Origin of the sequence: Streptosporangium sp. NPDC049046 (assembly GCF_040649155.1) — a bacterium.
Taxonomy (GTDB): domain Bacteria; phylum Actinomycetota; class Actinomycetes; order Streptosporangiales; family Streptosporangiaceae; genus Streptosporangium.
Genome location: NZ_JBEZEZ010000031.1, coordinates 16,205 through 34,213 on the forward strand (window position 1 = coordinate 16,205; position 18,009 = coordinate 34,213).

17 protein-coding genes are annotated in these 18,009 nt (G+C 71.1%); 12 read left to right on the forward strand and 5 right to left on the reverse strand.

The window, feature by feature from the left end:
• Positions 1 to 314: 314 nt before the first annotated feature.
• From AB0B96_RS33070 to AB0B96_RS33085, 4 genes are all read left to right on the forward strand, one after another.
• Positions 315 to 1,883, forward strand: a complete 1,569-nt coding sequence (locus AB0B96_RS33070; protein ID WP_362905119.1) for a serine/threonine-protein kinase — start codon at positions 315 to 317, stop codon at positions 1,881 to 1,883.
• Positions 1,880 to 3,748 (forward strand): hypothetical protein, encoded by a 1,869-nt coding sequence (locus tag AB0B96_RS33075; protein WP_362905121.1) that lies wholly within the window; start codon positions 1,880 to 1,882, stop codon positions 3,746 to 3,748. The genes AB0B96_RS33070 and AB0B96_RS33075 overlap by 4 nt, the downstream gene beginning before the upstream one ends.
• A complete protein-coding gene (locus AB0B96_RS33080; RefSeq protein WP_362905123.1) occupies positions 3,741 to 5,288 on the forward strand; it encodes a serine/threonine-protein kinase in 1,548 nt (515 codons plus the stop codon). The genes AB0B96_RS33075 and AB0B96_RS33080 overlap by 8 nt, the downstream gene beginning before the upstream one ends.
• A gap of 78 nt (positions 5,289 to 5,366) precedes the next feature.
• Positions 5,367 to 6,704 carry a hypothetical protein gene (locus AB0B96_RS33085; protein WP_362905125.1) on the forward strand — a complete coding sequence of 446 codons (1,338 nt, stop codon included), beginning with the start codon at positions 5,367 to 5,369 and terminating at the stop codon, positions 6,702 to 6,704.
• 47 nt (positions 6,705 to 6,751) lie between these two features.
• Here the strand turns inward: AB0B96_RS33085 and AB0B96_RS33090 are convergent, their stop codons facing one another.
• Both AB0B96_RS33090 and AB0B96_RS33095 read right to left on the reverse strand, forming a co-directional pair.
• Positions 6,752 to 7,708, reverse strand: coding sequence for a winged helix-turn-helix transcriptional regulator (locus AB0B96_RS33090; RefSeq protein ID WP_362905127.1), 957 nt, complete (start codon positions 7,706 to 7,708; stop codon positions 6,752 to 6,754).
• Complete coding sequence (locus AB0B96_RS33095; RefSeq protein WP_362905129.1) at positions 7,695 to 7,829, reverse strand: hypothetical protein; 135 nt, start codon at positions 7,827 to 7,829, stop codon at positions 7,695 to 7,697. The genes AB0B96_RS33090 and AB0B96_RS33095 overlap by 14 nt, the downstream gene beginning before the upstream one ends.
• A 239-nt stretch (positions 7,830 to 8,068) precedes the next feature.
• On the opposite strand from AB0B96_RS33095, the gene AB0B96_RS33100 reads away from it, so the two are divergent.
• Positions 8,069 to 8,260 carry a hypothetical protein gene (locus tag AB0B96_RS33100; RefSeq protein ID WP_350946588.1) on the forward strand — a complete coding sequence of 64 codons (192 nt, stop codon included), beginning with the start codon at positions 8,069 to 8,071 and terminating at the stop codon, positions 8,258 to 8,260.
• A 215-nt stretch (positions 8,261 to 8,475) separates the two neighbouring features.
• Here the strand turns inward: AB0B96_RS33100 and AB0B96_RS33105 are convergent, their stop codons facing one another.
• Both AB0B96_RS33105 and AB0B96_RS33110 read right to left on the reverse strand, forming a co-directional pair.
• Positions 8,476 to 8,793: a DUF3817 domain-containing protein gene (locus AB0B96_RS33105; protein WP_362905131.1), complete on the reverse strand. Its 318-nt coding sequence runs from the start codon at positions 8,791 to 8,793 to the stop codon at positions 8,476 to 8,478.
• Positions 8,794 to 8,822: 29 nt separating this feature from the next.
• Positions 8,823 to 9,728 carry an SURF1 family protein gene (locus tag AB0B96_RS33110; RefSeq protein ID WP_362905133.1) on the reverse strand — a complete coding sequence of 302 codons (906 nt, stop codon included), beginning with the start codon at positions 9,726 to 9,728 and terminating at the stop codon, positions 8,823 to 8,825.
• 130 nt (positions 9,729 to 9,858) lie between these two features.
• Here AB0B96_RS33110 and AB0B96_RS33115 point away from each other — a divergent pair, with 130 nt between their 5' ends.
• The gene (locus AB0B96_RS33115; RefSeq protein WP_350946585.1) at positions 9,859 to 10,035 is read left to right on the forward strand and encodes a hypothetical protein; all 177 of its coding nucleotides are present in this window, start codon (positions 9,859 to 9,861) and stop codon (positions 10,033 to 10,035) included.
• Positions 10,036 to 10,222: 187 nt separating this feature from the next.
• Here the strand turns inward: AB0B96_RS33115 and AB0B96_RS33120 are convergent, their stop codons facing one another.
• Positions 10,223 to 11,989 carry a gamma-glutamyltransferase family protein gene (locus AB0B96_RS33120; RefSeq protein WP_362905135.1) on the reverse strand — a complete coding sequence of 589 codons (1,767 nt, stop codon included), beginning with the start codon at positions 11,987 to 11,989 and terminating at the stop codon, positions 10,223 to 10,225.
• 131 nt (positions 11,990 to 12,120) lie between these two features.
• Here AB0B96_RS33120 and AB0B96_RS33125 point away from each other — a divergent pair, with 131 nt between their 5' ends.
• The 6 genes from AB0B96_RS33125 (at position 12,121) to AB0B96_RS33150 (ending at position 17,923) form a co-directional block, all read left to right on the forward strand.
• Complete coding sequence (locus tag AB0B96_RS33125) at positions 12,121 to 13,248, forward strand: sensor histidine kinase (RefSeq protein WP_362905137.1); 1,128 nt, start codon at positions 12,121 to 12,123, stop codon at positions 13,246 to 13,248.
• On the forward strand, positions 13,245 to 13,892 hold the full coding sequence (locus tag AB0B96_RS33130) for a response regulator transcription factor (protein ID WP_362905139.1): 648 nt from the start codon (positions 13,245 to 13,247) through the stop codon (positions 13,890 to 13,892). The genes AB0B96_RS33125 and AB0B96_RS33130 overlap by 4 nt, the downstream gene beginning before the upstream one ends.
• A gap of 93 nt (positions 13,893 to 13,985) precedes the next feature.
• Positions 13,986 to 14,609, forward strand: a complete 624-nt coding sequence (locus tag AB0B96_RS33135) for a Uma2 family endonuclease (protein WP_362905141.1) — start codon at positions 13,986 to 13,988, stop codon at positions 14,607 to 14,609.
• Positions 14,610 to 14,729: 120 nt separating this feature from the next.
• Positions 14,730 to 15,248 (forward strand): sigma-70 family RNA polymerase sigma factor, encoded by a 519-nt coding sequence (locus AB0B96_RS33140; RefSeq protein ID WP_362905143.1) that lies wholly within the window; start codon positions 14,730 to 14,732, stop codon positions 15,246 to 15,248.
• Entirely contained in the window at positions 15,245 to 16,450 is a 1,206-nt protein-coding gene (locus AB0B96_RS33145; RefSeq protein ID WP_362905145.1) for a hypothetical protein, read from the forward strand. The genes AB0B96_RS33140 and AB0B96_RS33145 overlap by 4 nt, the downstream gene beginning before the upstream one ends.
• Positions 16,451 to 16,624: 174 nt before the next feature.
• Positions 16,625 to 17,923 carry a sulfite exporter TauE/SafE family protein gene (locus tag AB0B96_RS33150; protein WP_362905147.1) on the forward strand — a complete coding sequence of 433 codons (1,299 nt, stop codon included), beginning with the start codon at positions 16,625 to 16,627 and terminating at the stop codon, positions 17,921 to 17,923.
• Positions 17,924 to 18,009 lie beyond the last annotated feature (86 nt).

Below are 18,009 nucleotides of genomic sequence, written 5' to 3' on the forward strand. Positions count from 1 at the left end.
CCCGGCCTGGTTCAGACCGGCTCGAAACTCCCGTGCTCCCCGGTCGCGGCCCGTCGCCGACGACCGCTCCGGCTCCGCTTGAGGGTCTTCCCAGTGGGTCGGGGCAGCGTCTCGACGATCTCCAGCGTTCGGAGAACTCGCAGGAGACGGTTCCCCCGCTTCCCGTTCCGTCGTGTCCCAAGGGCATCATGAGGACACTCGTAACACTACGAGAACAGAAGCCACAGGACGGTGGATGGGGCGGAATCATTGTTCATTGGTTCATGTGCCACTAAGTGACTATGTTGCTGTCCGCGATGGGTTGAGCGAACGGGGTGAACGGGATCGACACTCGAGTGCTGGCGGGCCGTTACCGGCTGCTGAACCCTCTCGCCGAGGGCGGGGCGGGCACGGTCTGGCTCGCCACCGACGAGACGCTCGGCCGCGACGTGGCGGTGAAGGAGGTACGGCTCCCGCCTGACCTCGATCCCGCCAGGCGACAGGAGATCTTCGCCTCGGCGCTCCGCGAGGCGAACCTCGCCGCCCGGCTCAAGCACCCCTCGATCGTGACCGTCCACGACGTGATCATCGATCGGGATCAGCCCTGGCTCGTCATGGAGTTGCTGTCGGGCACCTCCCTGGAGCAGACCGTCCGCGACCGGAGCCCGCTGCCCGCGCACCAGGTGGCGAGGATCGGCGTGGGCATCCTCAGCGCGCTCGGTGCCGCGCACGCCGCCGGGGTGGTCCACCACGACGTCAAACCCGGCAACGTCTTCCTCACCAGGACCGGCAAGGCCGTCCTCACCGACTTCGGGTTCGCGGTCGCCGACGGCGAGGCCACCTCGGGCCGGACCGGCCACCTGGTCGGCTCGCCCAACTACATCGCGCCGGAACGGCTGCGCGGTGAGCGCGGCGGCCCCGCCTCCGACCTGTGGTCCCTCGGCGCCACGCTCTACTTCGCCGTCGAGGGGGTGCCGCCGCACCCCGCGGAGAGCCCCATCGCGGCGATCGGCCGGGTGCTCACCGAGCCGCCGAGGCCGCCGGAGCGCGCGGGCGAGCTGGGCGCGCTGCTGACGCGCATGCTCGACCCGGTTCCCGAGACCCGGCCGTCCTTCGAGGCCGTCGCCCGCTCGCTGGGAGAGCTGGCCGCAGGGCGTACGGCGACCGGGACACCGGCCGCGCCGCCCGTCCCCCCGCCGTCTCCCGCTCCCGTCTCCGTACTGCCGCCCACGTCGCGCCTGAGCCGTACGGCGCGGTGGGCCGCCGTCGAGACGGCCGGGATCGCGGTGGTCGTCGCGGTCACCTTCGGGGTCACGTTCCTGCTCACCTCGAACCCCACGGCCGCCGAGAAGCGGGTCAGGCTCAGCGAGAGTCCCGGCGCCTTCGCCACGCCGGTGGACGTGTGCGCGCTCGTCCCCGGCTCCATGGCCAGGCAGTTGCTACCCGCGCTGACGGGCGAGGGCAAACCGACCAACGACGGTGGCTGCCAGTGGGCCACCAGCGGCATGGGGCTGGAGGTGCGTCTCTCCGGCGCCGACCAGTGGGGCAAGAGCCCGCGGCAGGCCCACGAGCTGTTCGTGAACCGGCGCCATGAGGTCATACCGAGCGGAGAGAACGCCTGGAGCTGGCCGGAGATCCAGGCCGGTATCCGCTCCTCGCGCAGCACGGCGCCGATGGCGGTGGAACCCGTCGGGGACGAGGCGTTCGGCTACGACGTCTACGAGAATCGCAAGACAGGCAGGCTGGAGCAGAGCTACGTGGTCGTACGCGTGGACAATCTCGTCCTCGACGTCGGTTACACCGTGGTCGACGGCAGCAAGGACGGCCCGGCGATCCAGGCGGGCGCTCACACCACCGCGACATGGGTCGCGAACGCCTTGAACAAGCAGAAAGCGAGCGGATGAACCATCCAGAGGTCCCTCGAACGCAGGGCAGGCACGCGGGCGCGCACGCCGCTCCCACCGCGCCGGGCCCCGGGATCGCCGGAGCCGAGGGCGCGCCGATGCTTGAACAGAGCTCACTGGAACAGGTGATCGCCCGGTTCGGGCCGATGTCCCCGCAGCAGGCCGCGGTGGTCGGGGTGGCCGTGCTGGACCAGCTCGTGGTGTCGCACCGGCAGGGCATGCTCCACGGCGACGTACGGCCGGGTTCGGTACTGCTCGGCCCGTACGAGCAGATCGTCCTCTCCGCGCCGTCCCTGCCGTCCCCGCTCTTCACCTCCCCCGAGGGGGTGACCAGTCCCGCCGCCGACCTGTGGTCACTCGGTGCGACCCTCTACACCGCCGTCGAGGGCCGTCCGCCGTCGCCCGGCGGTTCCCTGGACAACGCGGGCCCGATCGCGCCCGTCCTGTTCCACCTGCTCGCGGCCGATCCCTCCCAGCGGCCCGACCCGATCACCCTGCGCGGCGCCCTGATCGAGGTCTCCCAGTACCGTCCAGGGCCTCCGGCCGCGCCGCCTCCCACCGGCGCGCTCCCTTCGGCCTCGGGAGGCTTCGTCGGGAGAACCTCGGATCCGGGTGCCTCCGGCCCCCCTTCCTCTTCCGTTTCCTCCCCTTCCATCCCCTTCCCCTCCTCCGCCGTCGCGGCGACGGCGACCTTCGGGCAGACATCCCCTCCGGGCCTTGGAGCGCCCGGGGCCCCGGGAACGGCCACCACGACAGGACCGCAGAGGTACGAGGCGACCGCGCCCCTCGGAGGTCCCGGGATCGCGGGAAAGGAGGACGAGACCGCCCCGCCCAGGCCGGGAGAGGAGACCGCGCCTTTCAGGAAGACCCTCACCGAGCAGATGTCCGACATCACGGCGAAGCTCCCCCAGCAGGACGTCCCCGTCCCCCCGCAGGTCGCGCTCTCCTCCTCTCCGGGCACGCCGATCGCCTGGCAGAACCAGCCTTCGCAGAACCAGCCCTCGCCGCAGCAGCGGACCACCCCCGGCCTCCCTCCGCAGGGACAGCCCCACCAGGGCACACCCCAGCTGGGACAGCCTCACCCCGGCGCTCCCTTCCCTACCGCTCCCACACCGCCCCACCAGAACCCGCAGGACGCCCCCACCTCGCGTGAGCCGGCCCCCCTTCCCGTTCCCACACCACCGGGCGCGTCCACGGAGCCTCCCGAGCGGACGGGAGTGCTCGTCCCCCGGCCCGTCGTCGCGCTCACCGGCGCGCTGCTCTTCGGCATGGCGGTCACCATCGGCGTCCTCCTCACCTCGATCGTCACGAACGCCGACGACACCGCCGCCGCCAAACCCTCGGGCGCCAAGGGCCGCTTCGCCACGGCTCCCCGGGCCTGCGGCCTGCTCGACGACGACCAGGTGAGCCAGGTCGTGCCGGGATATAGGAGCTCGGAGGTCGAGCACTCCGTCTGCCACTGGCTCAACCAGCACGACTGGCGCAAGCCCAACGTCGAGAAGTACGACCTGCGCGTCCGGTTGATCGCCCAGAAGCAGGACGGTTCCGAGGTCATGAGGGCGAGGGAGTATCTGGCGGGCAAGAAGAAGGATCTCGTCGACAAGGGCCAGTTCGTCACCCCCAAACCCCTCCCGCCCAAGGACCTGCGGGGCGTCGGCGAGGAGGCGTTCACCTCCGGCACGTACAACGCCATCAACCTGTACAACGGCTCCTACAAGGCGACCGTGGTCTTCCGGGTCAGCAACCTGATCGCCGAGGTCGAGTACGAGCGGGGCGGCGTCAAGGAGGACCCCGACGGCAAGATCGCCGAAGGCGCGCTGCGGGTGGCCCGCTGGCTCAACGACTCCCTGAAAACCGATGACTGATCGGATGGCGGGCCCGCTGCCGATACTGGCGGGTCGCTACCGGGCCGTGGAGAAGCTCGGCGCGGGCGGGATGGGCGTCGTGTGGCGGGCCCGCGACGAGCTGCTCCACCGCGAGGTCGCGATCAAGGAGGTCAAGCTCGGCCCGCACCTGCCCGAGGCGCAGCGCGTCGAGGCGCGGGAACGCACCCTGCGCGAGGCGCGTGCCGCCGCCCGGCTGGGACACCCGTCCATCGTGGCCGTACACGACGTCGTCGCGCAGGACGGCCGCCCGTGGATCGTGATGGACCTGGTCAAGGGCCGTTCGCTGGAACAGGCGATCCAGGCCGAGGGGCCGCTACCGCCCCGGCGAGCGGCCGTGATCGGCCTGGCCGTGCTGGACGCGCTCGCCCTCGCGCACAGCCGGGGCATCGTGCACCGCGACGTGAAACCGGCGAACATCATGCTCGCCGTGGACGGCGGGGTGCTGCTGACCGACTTCGGCATCGCCGTCCTGGAGGGGGACGTCCAGCTCACCTCCCCGGACGCGTTGATCGGCTCCCCCGGCTACATGGCCCCCGAGCGGCTGCGCGGCACCGACGACGGCCCGGCCACCGACCTGTGGTCCCTCGCGGCGACCCTGTACACGGCCGTCGAGGGCCGGAGTCCCTTCCGTCGCGACAGCCCGGCCGCGACCATCGGCGCGATCCTCACCCAGGAGGTGCCACCGCCCCGCAGGGCGGGGGATCTGACTCCGGTGCTCATGGCGGCCCTGTCCAAGGATCCCCGGCTGCGCCCGGGGGAGGCGGGACTGCGCACGGCCCTGCGGCAGATCTCCCAGGGACTGCCCCCGCAGCCACCCTCCCCGGTCTCCCCCAGCCCGCCTGTCTCGCCCCTCTCCACGCAGGAGACCGTGCCGGGAAGGCGGGCGGCCAAGCCCCGCCGTACCGCCCTGATCACCGGGGCCGCGCTCGCCACGGTGGCGCTCGCCGCGACCGGGGCGGTGCTCCTGATGACGTCGAACGGCTCAGAGGCGCCCGCGACCCCGTCGCCCACGACCGGCGCCGGACGGTTCGTCACCGCGCCCGACGCCTGCTCGCTGCTGGCGGACTCCCAAAGCCGGGCCGTGGCGCCCAGCGCGACCCCCGAGCCCGCGACGACCACGCGGGCGGAAGAGGGGTCCTCCTGCGGCTGGGGCGGGCCGTCGGAAGCGCACTGGTTGCGGGTCTCACTCACCCGCAAGGCCCCCGTGAACGCGAAGGCCGCCCCGGAGGTGGCCCACGAGTTCTTCGTCTCCGAACGCACCAGGACCATCGCCGACAGAGGAGAAGGCCCTCTCGGCGCGACCGGTGCCGTCAGGAAGGCCGATCGAGTGGGCGCGGAGGCCTTCGCCTTCGACGTGACCGCGCTGGACCGGGTCCACTCCACGGTTCGTTTCCGGATCAGCAACCTGCTGATCGAGGTAGACGTGTCGCAGAAAGGCGAGCGCCCGAACGCCGAAATGCGCCGGCAGGCCCTTCGCGCCGCCCGCCAGGTCGCCGAGAAGCTGAACAACCTTGACTGAGCGCCCTCGTCCCGCGTTTCCCCCGGCGGCCCTCGGGCGACCCGCACGGTTCGACACCAGCGCACCCAAGGAACCGGTATGAGCGACCCGAACCTGCTGGCCGGTCGCTATCGGTTGCTGGAGCGCCGCGACCGCACAGGAACCACCTGGCGTTCCCGCGACGAACTGCTCCAGCGCGACGTCACGGTCACCGGGATGGCGCTCCCGCCACCCGGCCCGCAGCGCGACGGCCTTCTCGCCAGGATCCGCGCCGCGGCGGACCTCAGGCACCCGAACGTCATCACCCTGCACGACGTCGTCTCCTTCCCCGACCAGGTCTGGCTGATCCTGGAGTCGGTCGAGGGCCGCTCGGTGCTGCAGACCGTCCGGGCCGAGGGGCCGCTCACCTCCGAGCGGACGGCCGAGGTCGGTCTGCGCGTACTGGACGCGCAGACCGCCGCCCACGAGCGCGGTGTTCACCTTCTGGCAGGCCCGGAGAGCGTGCTTCTCACCCCTGACGGCAGGGTCGTGGTCACCGGCTTCGCCATCTTCGACACCACCGACGAGCTGCGCGACCTGGGCGCCCTCCTGTTCACCGCCGTCGAGGGACAGGTGCCGGACACCGGCCCGCGCCCGGCGGACGGCACCGCCCCGGCCTCTCCCCTGGGGGACCTCGTCGAATCCGGCCCCGCCTCGGGGGGCACCGGCGCGGCGACCTCCGGCCCGCTCGCCCCGCTGGTGGAGAGTCTGCTCACGGCCGACCCGGCCCACCGCCCGGACGCCGACACCGCCCGCACGATCCTGCGGGGACTCACTCCCCGGCCCGCCGGATCACGCCGCCCCCTCCTGATCGTCGTGGCCGCCGCGCTGGTCCTCCTGGCCGGCGGCGGTACGGCGTTCTGGCTCTGGTCCCGTCCCGCGTCCCAGCCGACGAACGCGGCTCCGGCACCACTGCCCACCTTCTTCGCGAAGGCCCCTGACCCGTGCTCCCTGATCTCGGAGGAACAGGCGGGCCGCCTCTACCTCGCGCCCTCCCCGTCGAGAGAGAAGGCGACGTGCGAGTGGCAGGCGGCTGACACGACCGCGCCCGGCAGTCTCAGGAACACTCTGAAGATCACCGTCGTCCGCGAATCGAAGGCGACGCTCGCGCACGCGAAATACCTTCGCCTCCACGCACAGGACATGAAGGACACGCGGACCGTGAGCGCTCTCGCCGATGTGCCGGGGCTCGGCGACGAGGCCTACGCCTACCAGATCAGCAACGGTCATTCGAGCGTCAACTCGGTGATCGTCATCCGTGTGGGAAACATCGTGACGGCGCTGCAGTATCACCGGTTCACCGTTCCGGACACCGATGGCAGGGGCAGCGCCGGAGCCCTCCAGGCGGCCCGCTGGACGGTCGACTCACTCCGCGTCCGGGAGACGCCCTCCGGGTAGCGAACCCCCGAGCGCCGTCCCTCCGGGTAGCGAACCCCCGAGCGCCGTCACCCGGGTGGCGAACCCTCAAGCGTCGTCATCGGGTCATCGGGGAGGATGAAGCGGACCTCGCGTCGCTGGAGCGGTCGGTCGCACGCCCTGCACAGCAGGACCGGCTGGAACGCGGCGCCACAGAACGCGTGGGTGATCGACAGGGCCGAGCCCTCGGGGGCGGGGAACTCGCGCTGGGCCCAGTCGACGAGGAAGGCGAAGACCTCGAAGAAGGCGAGTCCTTTGTCCGTGAGCCGGTACGAGCCGTCGGGCCGGGCGTCGAAGACGCGCAGTTCGACGAAGCGGCGCAGCCGGTCGGTGAGCACCGAGGGCGCGACGCCGAGGCCGGACTGGAAGTCGACGAACCGGCGGATGCCGAGGAACGCCCCGGCCAGGACGCTGGTGCCCCACCGATCGCCGAGGATCTCCATCGACGTCGTGTAGTAGCCGATCAGGTCGATCGGGGTGTCGGCGCGGACCGTGCGGCGGTGCCGCCGCGGCGTGCCGATCCGGGAGAACGTGGCGAGCGGGCCGGGCTCGGTCCGGGTGTCGCGGGCACTCATCGGCCGCAGGCAGGAACCGCACCCGAGGTGCGGCTTGGCGTCCTGGCCGCACTGCTCGTGCAGCAGCGGCGGGCGTCGTTTCGGCTCGACCCAGTCTCGCTCCCACGCGTGGATCGCCACCAGCAGGGTCCACAACCGGAGCCCGCGCTCCGTCAGCCGATACTCGTAGCGGGTGCGACCGCTGCGGTACGCCGACAGCTCGAAGATGCCATGGTCGACCAGTTCCCTGAGCCTGGCGGCGAGAACCGACTCGGAGATGCCCAGCGCGTCGTGCCAGCCGGCGAAGGTCCGGATCCGCAGCAGGAACGCCCGCTGCAGGATCAGCAGCACCCACCGGTCTCCCAGGATCGCCAGTGCCTGCCCGATCGCACTGAGCTCGCCTCGCGCCGGCTCCCGCTCAGTGCCGTCCACAGCCTGTCCTCCACATGGTCGCGTGATCGTTCTCGCCGCCGGCGAGCGTGGTCGCGCCCGTCCGGTCGTCCCTCCTGCGGTGGTGCCCGTCGCCGAACCCGGCACCGACGATCGTGATCATGTCGGTTTCCGGTGGAACATGTTCACTCTCGTTCCCGGCGAAACCGCCAAACTACCAACCCGGCGCCGCCCGGACGGCCCGGTATGCCCTCCTGTCACACCCGTGGCAGGGGACGGCCATCACCGGGAAAATCGCGATATATCTCGGCTGGAACCACGGCGATGGGTTCACACGTTGGACGGGCGACGCACAATGAACTACAGACGGGGCGTCCGCCCCGCGTTCGGAGGATGTTGAGGATGTCGCCCGTCCAGAAGTACGCGATCGGCGCCGGAGCAGTGGTGTTCCTGTCGTGGCTGTTCCTGCCAGGTTTCCTGACGCTGCTGATCCTCCTGGGCGTCGTCGCCGCCCCGGTCGTCGGCTACCTGATGCTCGACCCGTCTCAGCGCGAGCGCCTCAAGCGTTCGCGTCGCCGGGGGCTCGGCCGCTGACGCGGCGACGCCCCCCACACGGCCCGGCCTCGCGATCCCGTTTCCGAGCCGGGCCGTTCAGGCGCGCCTCACAGACCCGCCTCCAGGCCGGACCGTTCAGACGCATCTCGCGAGCCCGTCTTCGAACCCGGCGCGGGCCGGGTGGTCCACTTCCGGACCTGACCTGGTCCCGGTCGGACGCACCGTGACCCGCCTCCGGCCCCGGCCCGGATCGGTCAGGCGATGGCGGCGGCGGTCGCGAGCTCCGACTCCACCCGGCGGGTCACCCTGCGCTCGAACACGAACGAGAGCAGCGGCACGGTGCCCGCGAGCATCACCCCGAGGATGTACTGCCACGTCCAGCGTGCCTTCATGCCCAGGTTCATCGTGGCCACGAGATAGAGCATGTAAAGGAAGCCGTGGATCGGAGAGACGATCTTCGAGGGCTCCTCGATACCGAAGCCGTACCTGAGCACGATGCAGGTGACCAGGATGAGCAGCATCACGCCGACGATGTAGGCCAGGATGCGAAAGGGCTTGAGAGCGGATTCCACGGTCGGTTACCTCGGTCTTGGGGTTCGGTTCACGGGGCGGTACGGGCCGGTAGGGCGGGCGTCTCCGGCTCTCCACCGGCGCCGCCCTCGTGGGCGGCCCCCGGGCCGGGGGCGATCCCGGCGTCGGAGGCGGAGTCGGGACCGGCACCGGATTCGGTGTCGGTGACAGTGGCGGTGTCGGCCTCGGTGGCGGCGGTGGGAGTGGCGTCGATCTTCCGCGTGCCGCCGCGCAGCGCGTCACGAACGAAATGCCACCACATGAAGACCGCGAAAAGCCCGAAGATCCACCACTGGGCGGCGTAGGCGAGGTTGCGCCAGGTGAGCCCGCCCGGCTCGGTCGGCGGAGGGGCGCTCACCGGCCTGGCCGCGACCGCGGGAGCCGGTGACTGGGCGGTGGCGATCACGAAACCGTCGCGCAGCTTCGTACCCCGCCAGAGGTTGACCAGTTCGGCCGACGACACGGTCAGCACCTGCCCCGGCGGCAGCTGCCTGGTCCGGCGCTGGACGCTGTCGGTGGACTCCGAGGGCCGCAGGCGCCCGCTGAGGGTCACCCGCCCCTCGGCAGGGGCCGTGACGGCGGGATCTCCCGCCGTGGCCACCCAGCCGCGTACGACCGGGATGGAGGTGCCGTCGCCGAGGTCCAGCGGGGCCAGCAGCCACAGACCCCCGTCGCGCTCGGCCACCAGGAGCTGCTTCGAGACGTCGAAGGTCCCCTCGGCGGTCACCTGGCGGCTGACCGCGTCGGCCGTCATGTGCTTCCCCGGCGCGGTGAGGGTGGCGACCGCCACGGGGGCGGGATCCCGCAGCGACTGGGGCATGCCGGAATCCTCGAAGACGCCGAGCTGCCACCTGCCCAGCAGCCCGCACACGACGAGGGCCCCGACCGCGAGCAGGTGGAGCACCACCACGCGGGCGGAGAACAGGATCCGGAGCATGACACCACGCTATCCGCCCCGGTCGGCGGTCCGGCCCTCAGCCCTCGTCCCTGGCCAAGCAGCGGAATCCGTCTCGTGAAAGTGGACAAATCAGTGTTGGGAGGTATCCCGTATCGCTACAGTCATCTCCATGTCTGATCCTCAGCAGATTGACCCCGCGGGCAACACCCAGGCGTTCCGCGCGTTCGCCCAGCGTAAGGACCCCGAGGCCGCCCCCGAGAAGCGGTCGCTCGTCCTGCCGATCACGGCGGCGGTGGTGGTCGGGGTGCTGGTCGTCGTCGCCGTGGCCGCGTACCTGCTGCTCTGACGACCGGGGAGTCCGCAGCGCCGAAGGCATCGCCCTCGGCGCTTTTCGCGTTCCCGAACGTCCCCGGACGTCCTTAGACGTCCCGCCGACGCCCTTCGGCGTCCCCGGCGGCGCGGCCGAGACCACGCCGCCGGATCCGGTGTCCGTTCGCGCCGTCACCGTACGTGCCGCCGCGAGTACGGGAGCCCTATCTGCGCTCGTTCACCACCAGCGCGCTGCCTCCGCCGCGACGGGTCGGCTCCGCCACCGCCTGGAGCTTCCCGTTCCGCAGGAACTCGACCGCGGTGGCCGCGCCGATCTCGGGGTTCAGTACGAGGCTGTGGCCCCGTTCGGTGAGTTCGGCGCCGTAGCGGTCGATGTATGCCTGCTCCGCCTGGGTCTGGGGGGTGTTGCGCTGGGTGGCCCGGGGCGCGGCGAGCGCCTCGGGGAGCGACATGCCGAGGTCCCAGCGGTTGACCAGGATCTGCAGCACGGTGGTGATGATCGTCGAACCGCCGGGGGAACCCAGCGCGAGCAGCGGCCTGCCGTCGTCCAGCACGATCGTCGGCGCCATCGAGGAACGGGGCCGCTTGCCCGGGGCGGGCAGGTTCGGGTCGCCGGGGGCCGGGCCGAAGGTGAAGTCGGTCAGCTCGTTGTTGAGCAGGAAACCCCTGCCGGGGACGACGATGCCGTTGCCGCCGGTCGACTCGATGGTGATGTTGTAGGCGACCACGTTGTTCCACCGGTCGGTGACCACCAGGTGCGTGGTCTCCGGCCCTTCGGGGGCCGACGGGGTGGCCTCCGCCGAGGGAGCGGGCGCGCACGGCCCGTACGTCCCGTCGGGGTTACCGGGCGCGACCGGGCTCGTCAGCGCCCGCTCGCCGATCAGGCAGGCGCGTTCCTTGGCGAACCCGTCGGAGAGCAGCTCCTGGAGCGGGACGCCCGGGATGTCGCCGACGTACTTGCCCCGATCGGCGAAGGAGAGCCTGGAGGCCTCCAGATACTCGTGCTCACCGACCTTCGGCAGGACCTGGAGGATGTTGAGCGCCTCGCCGACCGTCGAGCCTCCCGAGGACGGCGGCGCCATGCCGTACACGTCCATGCCCTTGTACGTCACCTTCGTGGGCGGCCGTTCGAGCGCCCGGTAGGCCTTGAGGTCGGCCAGCTCCATCAGCCCCGGCCGCACGTTACGGGTGGAGCCCGGGGTGACCGGCGGCTTCTTCACGGTGGCCACGACCTCGGCGCCCAGGGAGCCGCCGTACAGCCACCCGCCGCCCTGCTTACCGAGTTTGCGGTAGGTCTCGGCCAGCTCGGGGTTGCGGAAGGTGGAACCGACCGGCGGCGGGGCACCGTTCGGCAGGTAGAGCTTGGCGGTGGAGGTGAAGTCCTTGAAACGGGCGGCGTTCGCGGCTGTCTGGTCGTAGAAGGTCTGGTCGACCTTGAATCCCTTGGAGGCGAGCTCGGTCGCGGGTTTCAGCGCCTGCTTCAGCGAGAGCGTGCCGAATTTGCGCAGCGCCAGCTCCCACTGGGCCACGCTGCCGGGCACCCCCGCGGACAGCCCGCTGGTCACGGCCTCCTCGAACGGGATGCCCTCCAGAGAGGTCGGCCCCATCGCCTTCGGAGCGGTCTCCCTGCCGTCGATCGTGTGGACCTTCTTGTGGCGCGCGTCGTAGTAGACGATGAACCCGCCCCCGGCCAGCCCTGCCGAATAGGGCTCGGTCACCCCCAGGGCGGCCGCGGCGGCGACCGCCGCGTCCACGGCGTTGCCGCCCTGGCGCAGCACGCCCAGCGCGACCTTGCTGGCGTCGAGGTCGACGGTCGAGACCGCGCCCCCGTACCCCTCCGCGACGGGTTTCTTCTCCGCACCCGGCCGTACCGGTGACGCCTGTGGAGAGGCGGCGGCGGGTTGGACGAGCAGTAAGGAACTTCCCACCAGGACCCCCGCCAGGGGGGCGGCGACTCGACGATTGATCATGATGACCTCCCGCAGACAGCTTGACTCAGCCCGTAAGCCTTGTCAGCCCCTTCCCTACCGCAGGGGATGTATCGCCCCATGCCTCACGGGATGGACGCGCCCTGCCTGTGGGCGCACGTACAGTGCTGAACGTGCACGTCAAACCCCGCTGGGCCGAGTTGCCGCTCCCGCTGCTCGTGGGGGTCTTCCAGGGCGTGGTCACCCGCGGTGTGCAGTGGTGGCAGGTCCACGACCCCGGCATACTCAGGATCCCGCTCGACCCGCTGGGCTGGGTGCTCCTGCTGGCCGGGCCGCTGGTCCTGATCGTACGCCGGCGCCGTCCGGTGCTCAGCCTGGCCGTCGCGGCGGGCTCCACAGTGATCTTCATCGGCCTCGGCTACTCCTACGGGCCGGTCTTCCTCAGTCCGATCATCGCGTTCCACACCGCCGTGGTCACCGGGCACCGGCGGGTGGCCTGGTCGATATGGGGCCTGGCCTACGTGTTCTTCGTGGTTTACACGTCCTGGTTCGCCCCCGTTCGTACGACCGGCTGGTTCCACGACCTCGCGGTGGCCGCGCTGATGGGCCTCGCGGTGGTGGCCGCCGAGTTCTCCCGGGCCAGGAGGGAGCGGCAGGCCGAGCACGCGCGGGTGGAGCAGGAGGAGCTACGGCGGCGGGCCAGCGAGGAGCGGCTCACCATGGCCCAGGAGCTGCACGACGTCCTCGCGCACAACATCTCCCTCATCCACGTGCAGGCGTCCACCGCGCTGCACCTCATCGACGACCACCCCGAGCAGGCGCGGACCGCGCTCACCACGATCAAGCAGGCGTCCAAGGACGTGCTGACCGAGATGCGGTCGGTGCTCAACGTCCTGCGCGACGGCGCCCCCCGTTCCCCCACCGCCGGGCTGGACCGGCTCGACGAGCTCATCGAGCGCAGTGGGCTGCCGGTCACCAAGAAGATCGTCGGCGAGGCCGGGCCGCTGCCTCCCGGCGTCGACCGGGCCGGGTACCGCATCGTGCAGGAGGCCCTCACCAACGTCACCCGGCACGCTCCCGGCGCCTCGGTCACGATCGTGCTCGACTACGCTCCCCGCGCCCTCACCGTCCAGGTCACCGACTCGGGCGGCGACGCCCCCGGGGAGAGCCTGGGCAGCGGGAACGGCGTTCCCGGCATGCGGGAGCGGGCATCGGCGCTCGGGGGAACGCTCACCGCCACGCACCACGGCCGGGGCTTCCGCGTCGAGGCCCTGCTGCCGATCCCGGAGGAAACCCGATGATCAAGATCGTTCTCGCCGACGACCAGGCCCTCGTCAGGGCGGGGTTCCGTGCCCTGCTGGACGCGCAGCCGGGGATGACCGTGGTGGCCGAGGCCGCCGACGGGGCCCAGGCCCTGCGGCTCGCCGCCGAGCACGAGCCGGACGTGGTCCTGATGGACATCCGCATGCCCGGCATGGACGGACTGACCGCCACCCGGGAGATGCCCGCGGGACCGAAGATCATCATCCTCACGACCTTCGAACTGGACGAGTACGTCTTCGAGGCCCTCCGAGGCGGCGCCAGCGGCTTCCTCGTCAAGGACACCGAACCGGCCGAGCTCATCCAGGCCGTCCGGGTGGTGGCCGCGGGCGACGCCCTGCTCTCCCCCGGCGTGACCCGTCGCCTGATCGCCGAGTACGCGAGCCGGGCCAAGGAGCCGCGCCACGCCCGCGACCTCGGCCTGCTCACCGACCGCGAGCGCGAGGTCCTCGCCCTGGTCGGCACCGGCATGACCAACGACGAGATCGCGGGCAAACTCTTCATGAGCCCCGCCACCGCCAAGACCCACATCAGCCGGACCATGATGAAACTCCACGCCCGCGACCGCGCCCAACTGGTCGTCATCGCCTACGAATCCGGCCTCGTCCGCCCCGGCTGGATCTGACGCCCCACATTCCGGTAAAGGCTCGCGCCGGCCCACACCACTTGCGATACTCAACGTGTTCAGAAGAACACGAAGGGACATATCGTCATGCTCATGACATCGCGACGGAGCCACGCCAAGCTGTGCCCCTCCCCCGAGACCTCGTCCCAGCCCCTGCCAGGAACGGCGCGCGAACTCTTCGACGCGCTTCCGCAGCTTCCAGGACTGCGGACCGAAATCATCGACGGGAGACTGATAGTGAGCCCGATGGGCACCCCCGAGCACGCCAGGATCGCGATGCGCCTGTATCGCGCCCTTCTTCCCCTCCTTGAGGAGAAAGAGTGGGATGGCTTCAGCGGCAACGTCGACGTCTGCATAGACGGACCGCGTGACCCGATCGTTCCCGACTTCGTGCTGGCGCCCGTCGACTGCCCGCGCTGGGGTGACCGCGAACTGCGCTCCTCCGGCCTCCTCATGGTCGCCGAGATCGTGTCCCCGGGCAGCATCTTCGACGACCGCGACCGCAAGCCCGCCATCTACGCCTCGGGCGGTGTCCCCGTGATGCTTCTGATCGACCCCGTGGTCTCCCCCGCCACCGTGACGGTCCTCAGCGACCCCAAGAAGGACGAGTACCGGACCTCCACCCGCGTCGAGATGGGTTCGCGCCTGCACCTGCCCGAGCCGGTCGACTTCACCCTCGACACCTCGATCTTCACCGACACCCAGAGCGCACCGTGACGAGCGGGGCCGTACGCCACGGAAGGTAGGCTCCACGGCCCCGATCGGCCGACAGGGCGGGGCCGCGATAACTGTGCCCGACGAAGCAGCGGATCGGGAGCGGTACGCGTTCTTCAGGTCATGAACGGTGAGATAGTCGCTCGCGCGCCCGGACCACCAGGCGCCGAGACGATACTGGTCGGCCTGTATCGCGAGCACCGGCTCGCCCTGGTGCGCTTCGCCGTGCTGCTCCTCGGCGACAGGGAGGCCGCCGAGGACGTCGTACAGGACGTCTTCTCCAGGCTGCACGGCAGGCCCCCCGAGCCGCTCACCCTGACATACATCCGCGTCTGCGTGCTGAACGCCTCGCGTTCCGTCCTGCGCCGGCGCGGTATCGCCGCCAGGGCGATGGTGGGGCGGCGGGAGGAGCCGGTGGACTCGGCGGAGACGGCCGCGCTGCTCGGCGAGTCACGGCAGGAGATGCTGGCCGCGCTCAACCGCCTTCCCAGGCGGCAGCGCGAGGTCCTCGTCCTGCGTTACTACCTCGACCTGTCCCACGCCGGCATCGCCCAGATGATGCGCGTCAGAGAGAGCACCGTACGGTCCACCGTTTCCAGGGCCCTGGAACGGCTTGAGCGCGAACTGGGAGGCAAGGCATGACCGACATCGAGGATCGGCTCAGGGACGCGATGACCGCCAGGGCGGAGGCCGTACGGGACGACGGGCGGTTCAGGACGCTACCCGCGTCACGCGGGTCGTCGCCGCGCTTCAGGTCGTGGGCACCGGTGGCGGTTGCGACCTCCATCGCGATCGTGACGACGGCCACCGTCGTGGGAACACGTACGGTCGCGTCACCTACTCCGACGGTTCCGGCGGTTCCAACGACTCCGGCGGCACAGCCGACGCCCTACGTCGGTCCCCTCGCGCCGCCGGTCAGGCAGGTCTGGCCGGGTGCGGTGCACGAGATCCCGACGAAGGCACCGGGGGGCCGGGTGTTCACCCCGGACCTGTTCGTCACCGACCGGGTCGTGGTGGGGGCGGCACTCACCGGGAACCGCCCCGACGGGATCTGGTCCTACGACGTCGACAGACGGAGGTTCACCCGGATCGCGGCGCTCAAGAGCTCGAACGCGTCGAGCAAGCTGGTCTTCGGCGACGGGTACCTCGCATGGTCCACGCTCAACGACCGCAGGACGGAGATATGGGCGGTGCCGGTCACGGGCGGCGTCCCACGGCGGATCGCCTCGGTCAAGGCCGTGATCATCGACGACAGCTACAGCGGGATCGCCTTGGCCGTCGCCGACGGCACGGCCGTCTGGTCGCCGGTCGACGGTGGCGGTGTCTATCGGGCTCCGCTGAAGGGCGGGAAGGCGTCCCTGGTCGACGGCACCAAAGGCTTCCACCTCGCCGACTGGCCGTGGGCCGAACGGCCTCGGCGAGGCGCGGAGGAGAGATCCGCTTCCCGCCCCATGGAGCACCTGAAGAACGTGCTCACCGGTGAGGCCAGGGACGTGGTTCCTCCCGCCGGGCGGACGTCGTGGAACGACTGCGGGGTGACGTGGTGCTTCAACAACATCGAGGCGTGGCGACGCGACGGAACCGGGCGGCACGGACTGCCGGGGACGGCTCGCGGGTATCTCCACTCGGGCCGCTTCGTCCTGCTCCACCAGGAGGACCGCGACGGCAGGGGGGCGAGTTCTGTGCACGACCTCGCCACGGGACGCACCGGCCGGCTGTTCCCGGTTCCGACGCGCCGGGGGGACAAGGCCGCTCCCACCCTGTATATGCACGAGGACATGTTCCGGTTCCGGTCGGGGTCGGGCACGCAGGTTCTCGTCGACCTGAACGCCGCCGCCCGCTGAGTTTCACCATCGGCGGGATTCACCGCGCGCCGTGATGTCCGTCGCACAGCGAGAACGACCCGGAGGTGCATCTCCGGGTCGTCAAGGGACGCAGAAAAACGCCGAGGAAGGTGGACGTCCGGTAAGGACAGCGTGAGCGCTCGGTAAGGAAATATCACTATCGGTCATCCTCTGGTGAGATTACCTTGGGTCAGTGGAGATCGGGATGGTTACCGGGGATGTCCGCTGAGCGCGGGGCCGGCCGCGCTGTTCGCCGCCGGGCTCGCCGCGGGACTGGTCGCGGGTACGGCCTCGTGCACGGCCGTGCAGGGCGGCCTGCTCACCGGTCTCACCTCTCGTGACCTTCCTGCCCGCTCCCGCCGGCACTGCGAGACCCGCGAATGCGACGGGACCGACGAACCCGGCAGGACCGACGGAGCCGACGAGCACGGTGAGACCGGCGGGACCGGCGGAGACGGCAAGGACGGCGGGGCCGGGGCGGGGCCTTCGGGTCCCGTGGTCGTCGCGCTCTTCCTCGCCGGGCGCCTCGGTTCCCACGTGGTGGCCGGGGCGCTGCTCGGACTGGCCGGGTCCGCCGTGCTGCTCGGCCCTCAGGTCAGGGCCGCGTTGCTCGTCGCGGCCGGGATCGCGGTCGCGGGCTTCGGAATCCGCATGTTCGGGCGCGGACCGCGAACCGGATGCCACCCGGGCGTCGCATCGGGCGGACGTACGTCCCGTCGCGGTGGCATGTCCGGGATCACGGGACTCACGGGACTCACGGGAATCTTCGGGATCGCCGGAGTCACCGCCCCCGCTCCCAGGGCGCTCGCGCTCGGTGCCGCGACGATCCTGCTGCCGTGCGGGGTGACGCTCGGCATCGAGACGGTGGCGGTCTCCAGCGGGTCGGCGCTGGGCGGGGGCGCGGTGATGGCGGGGTTCGTGGTGGGGACGACGCCCGCGTTCGCGCTTCTCGGGCTGGTCCTGCGGCGGGCCGCGACCACCAGGCTGGCGGCGCTGGCCGGGGTCGCCGCACTCGCGACGGGTCTGTGGACGATCTCCTCGGGGTTGAGCCTCGGAGGGTGGCTCCCCGGATCCGGCGGCCCGGCGATGGCGGCGGGCGCCCCGGCGGGGACCGCGCGGAACCCGATGGCAGGAGCGACGGACAGGGCGGGAGCAGCGGGCGACCTCCCCGACGGCCCGGCGGGGACGACGGGCGATCAAGCGCGGGCGGCCGTACACTCCGGCGGCGTCCAGCGGATCGACATCTGGGCCACCGACCGGGGCTACCGGCCGGGTGTGGTGACCGCCCGCGCGGGATTCCCCACGGAGCTCGTCTTCCACCTGGTGGGCGCCCCCGGCTGCACCCGGACGCTCACGATCGACGGTCGCGACGTGACACTGCCCGCCACCGTACGGCTGGGCGCTCGGGACGCGGGCTCGCTGCGTTACGTCTGCTCGATGGGAATGTACGTGGGGTTCATCCGCTTCGTCTGACCGTGAGGATGGAGGTGAACGCCTCCTGGTGAGGTCTGGCTCGTCGTCTGACCGACCGTGGTGTCTTCAACAGGATCTGCCGACCT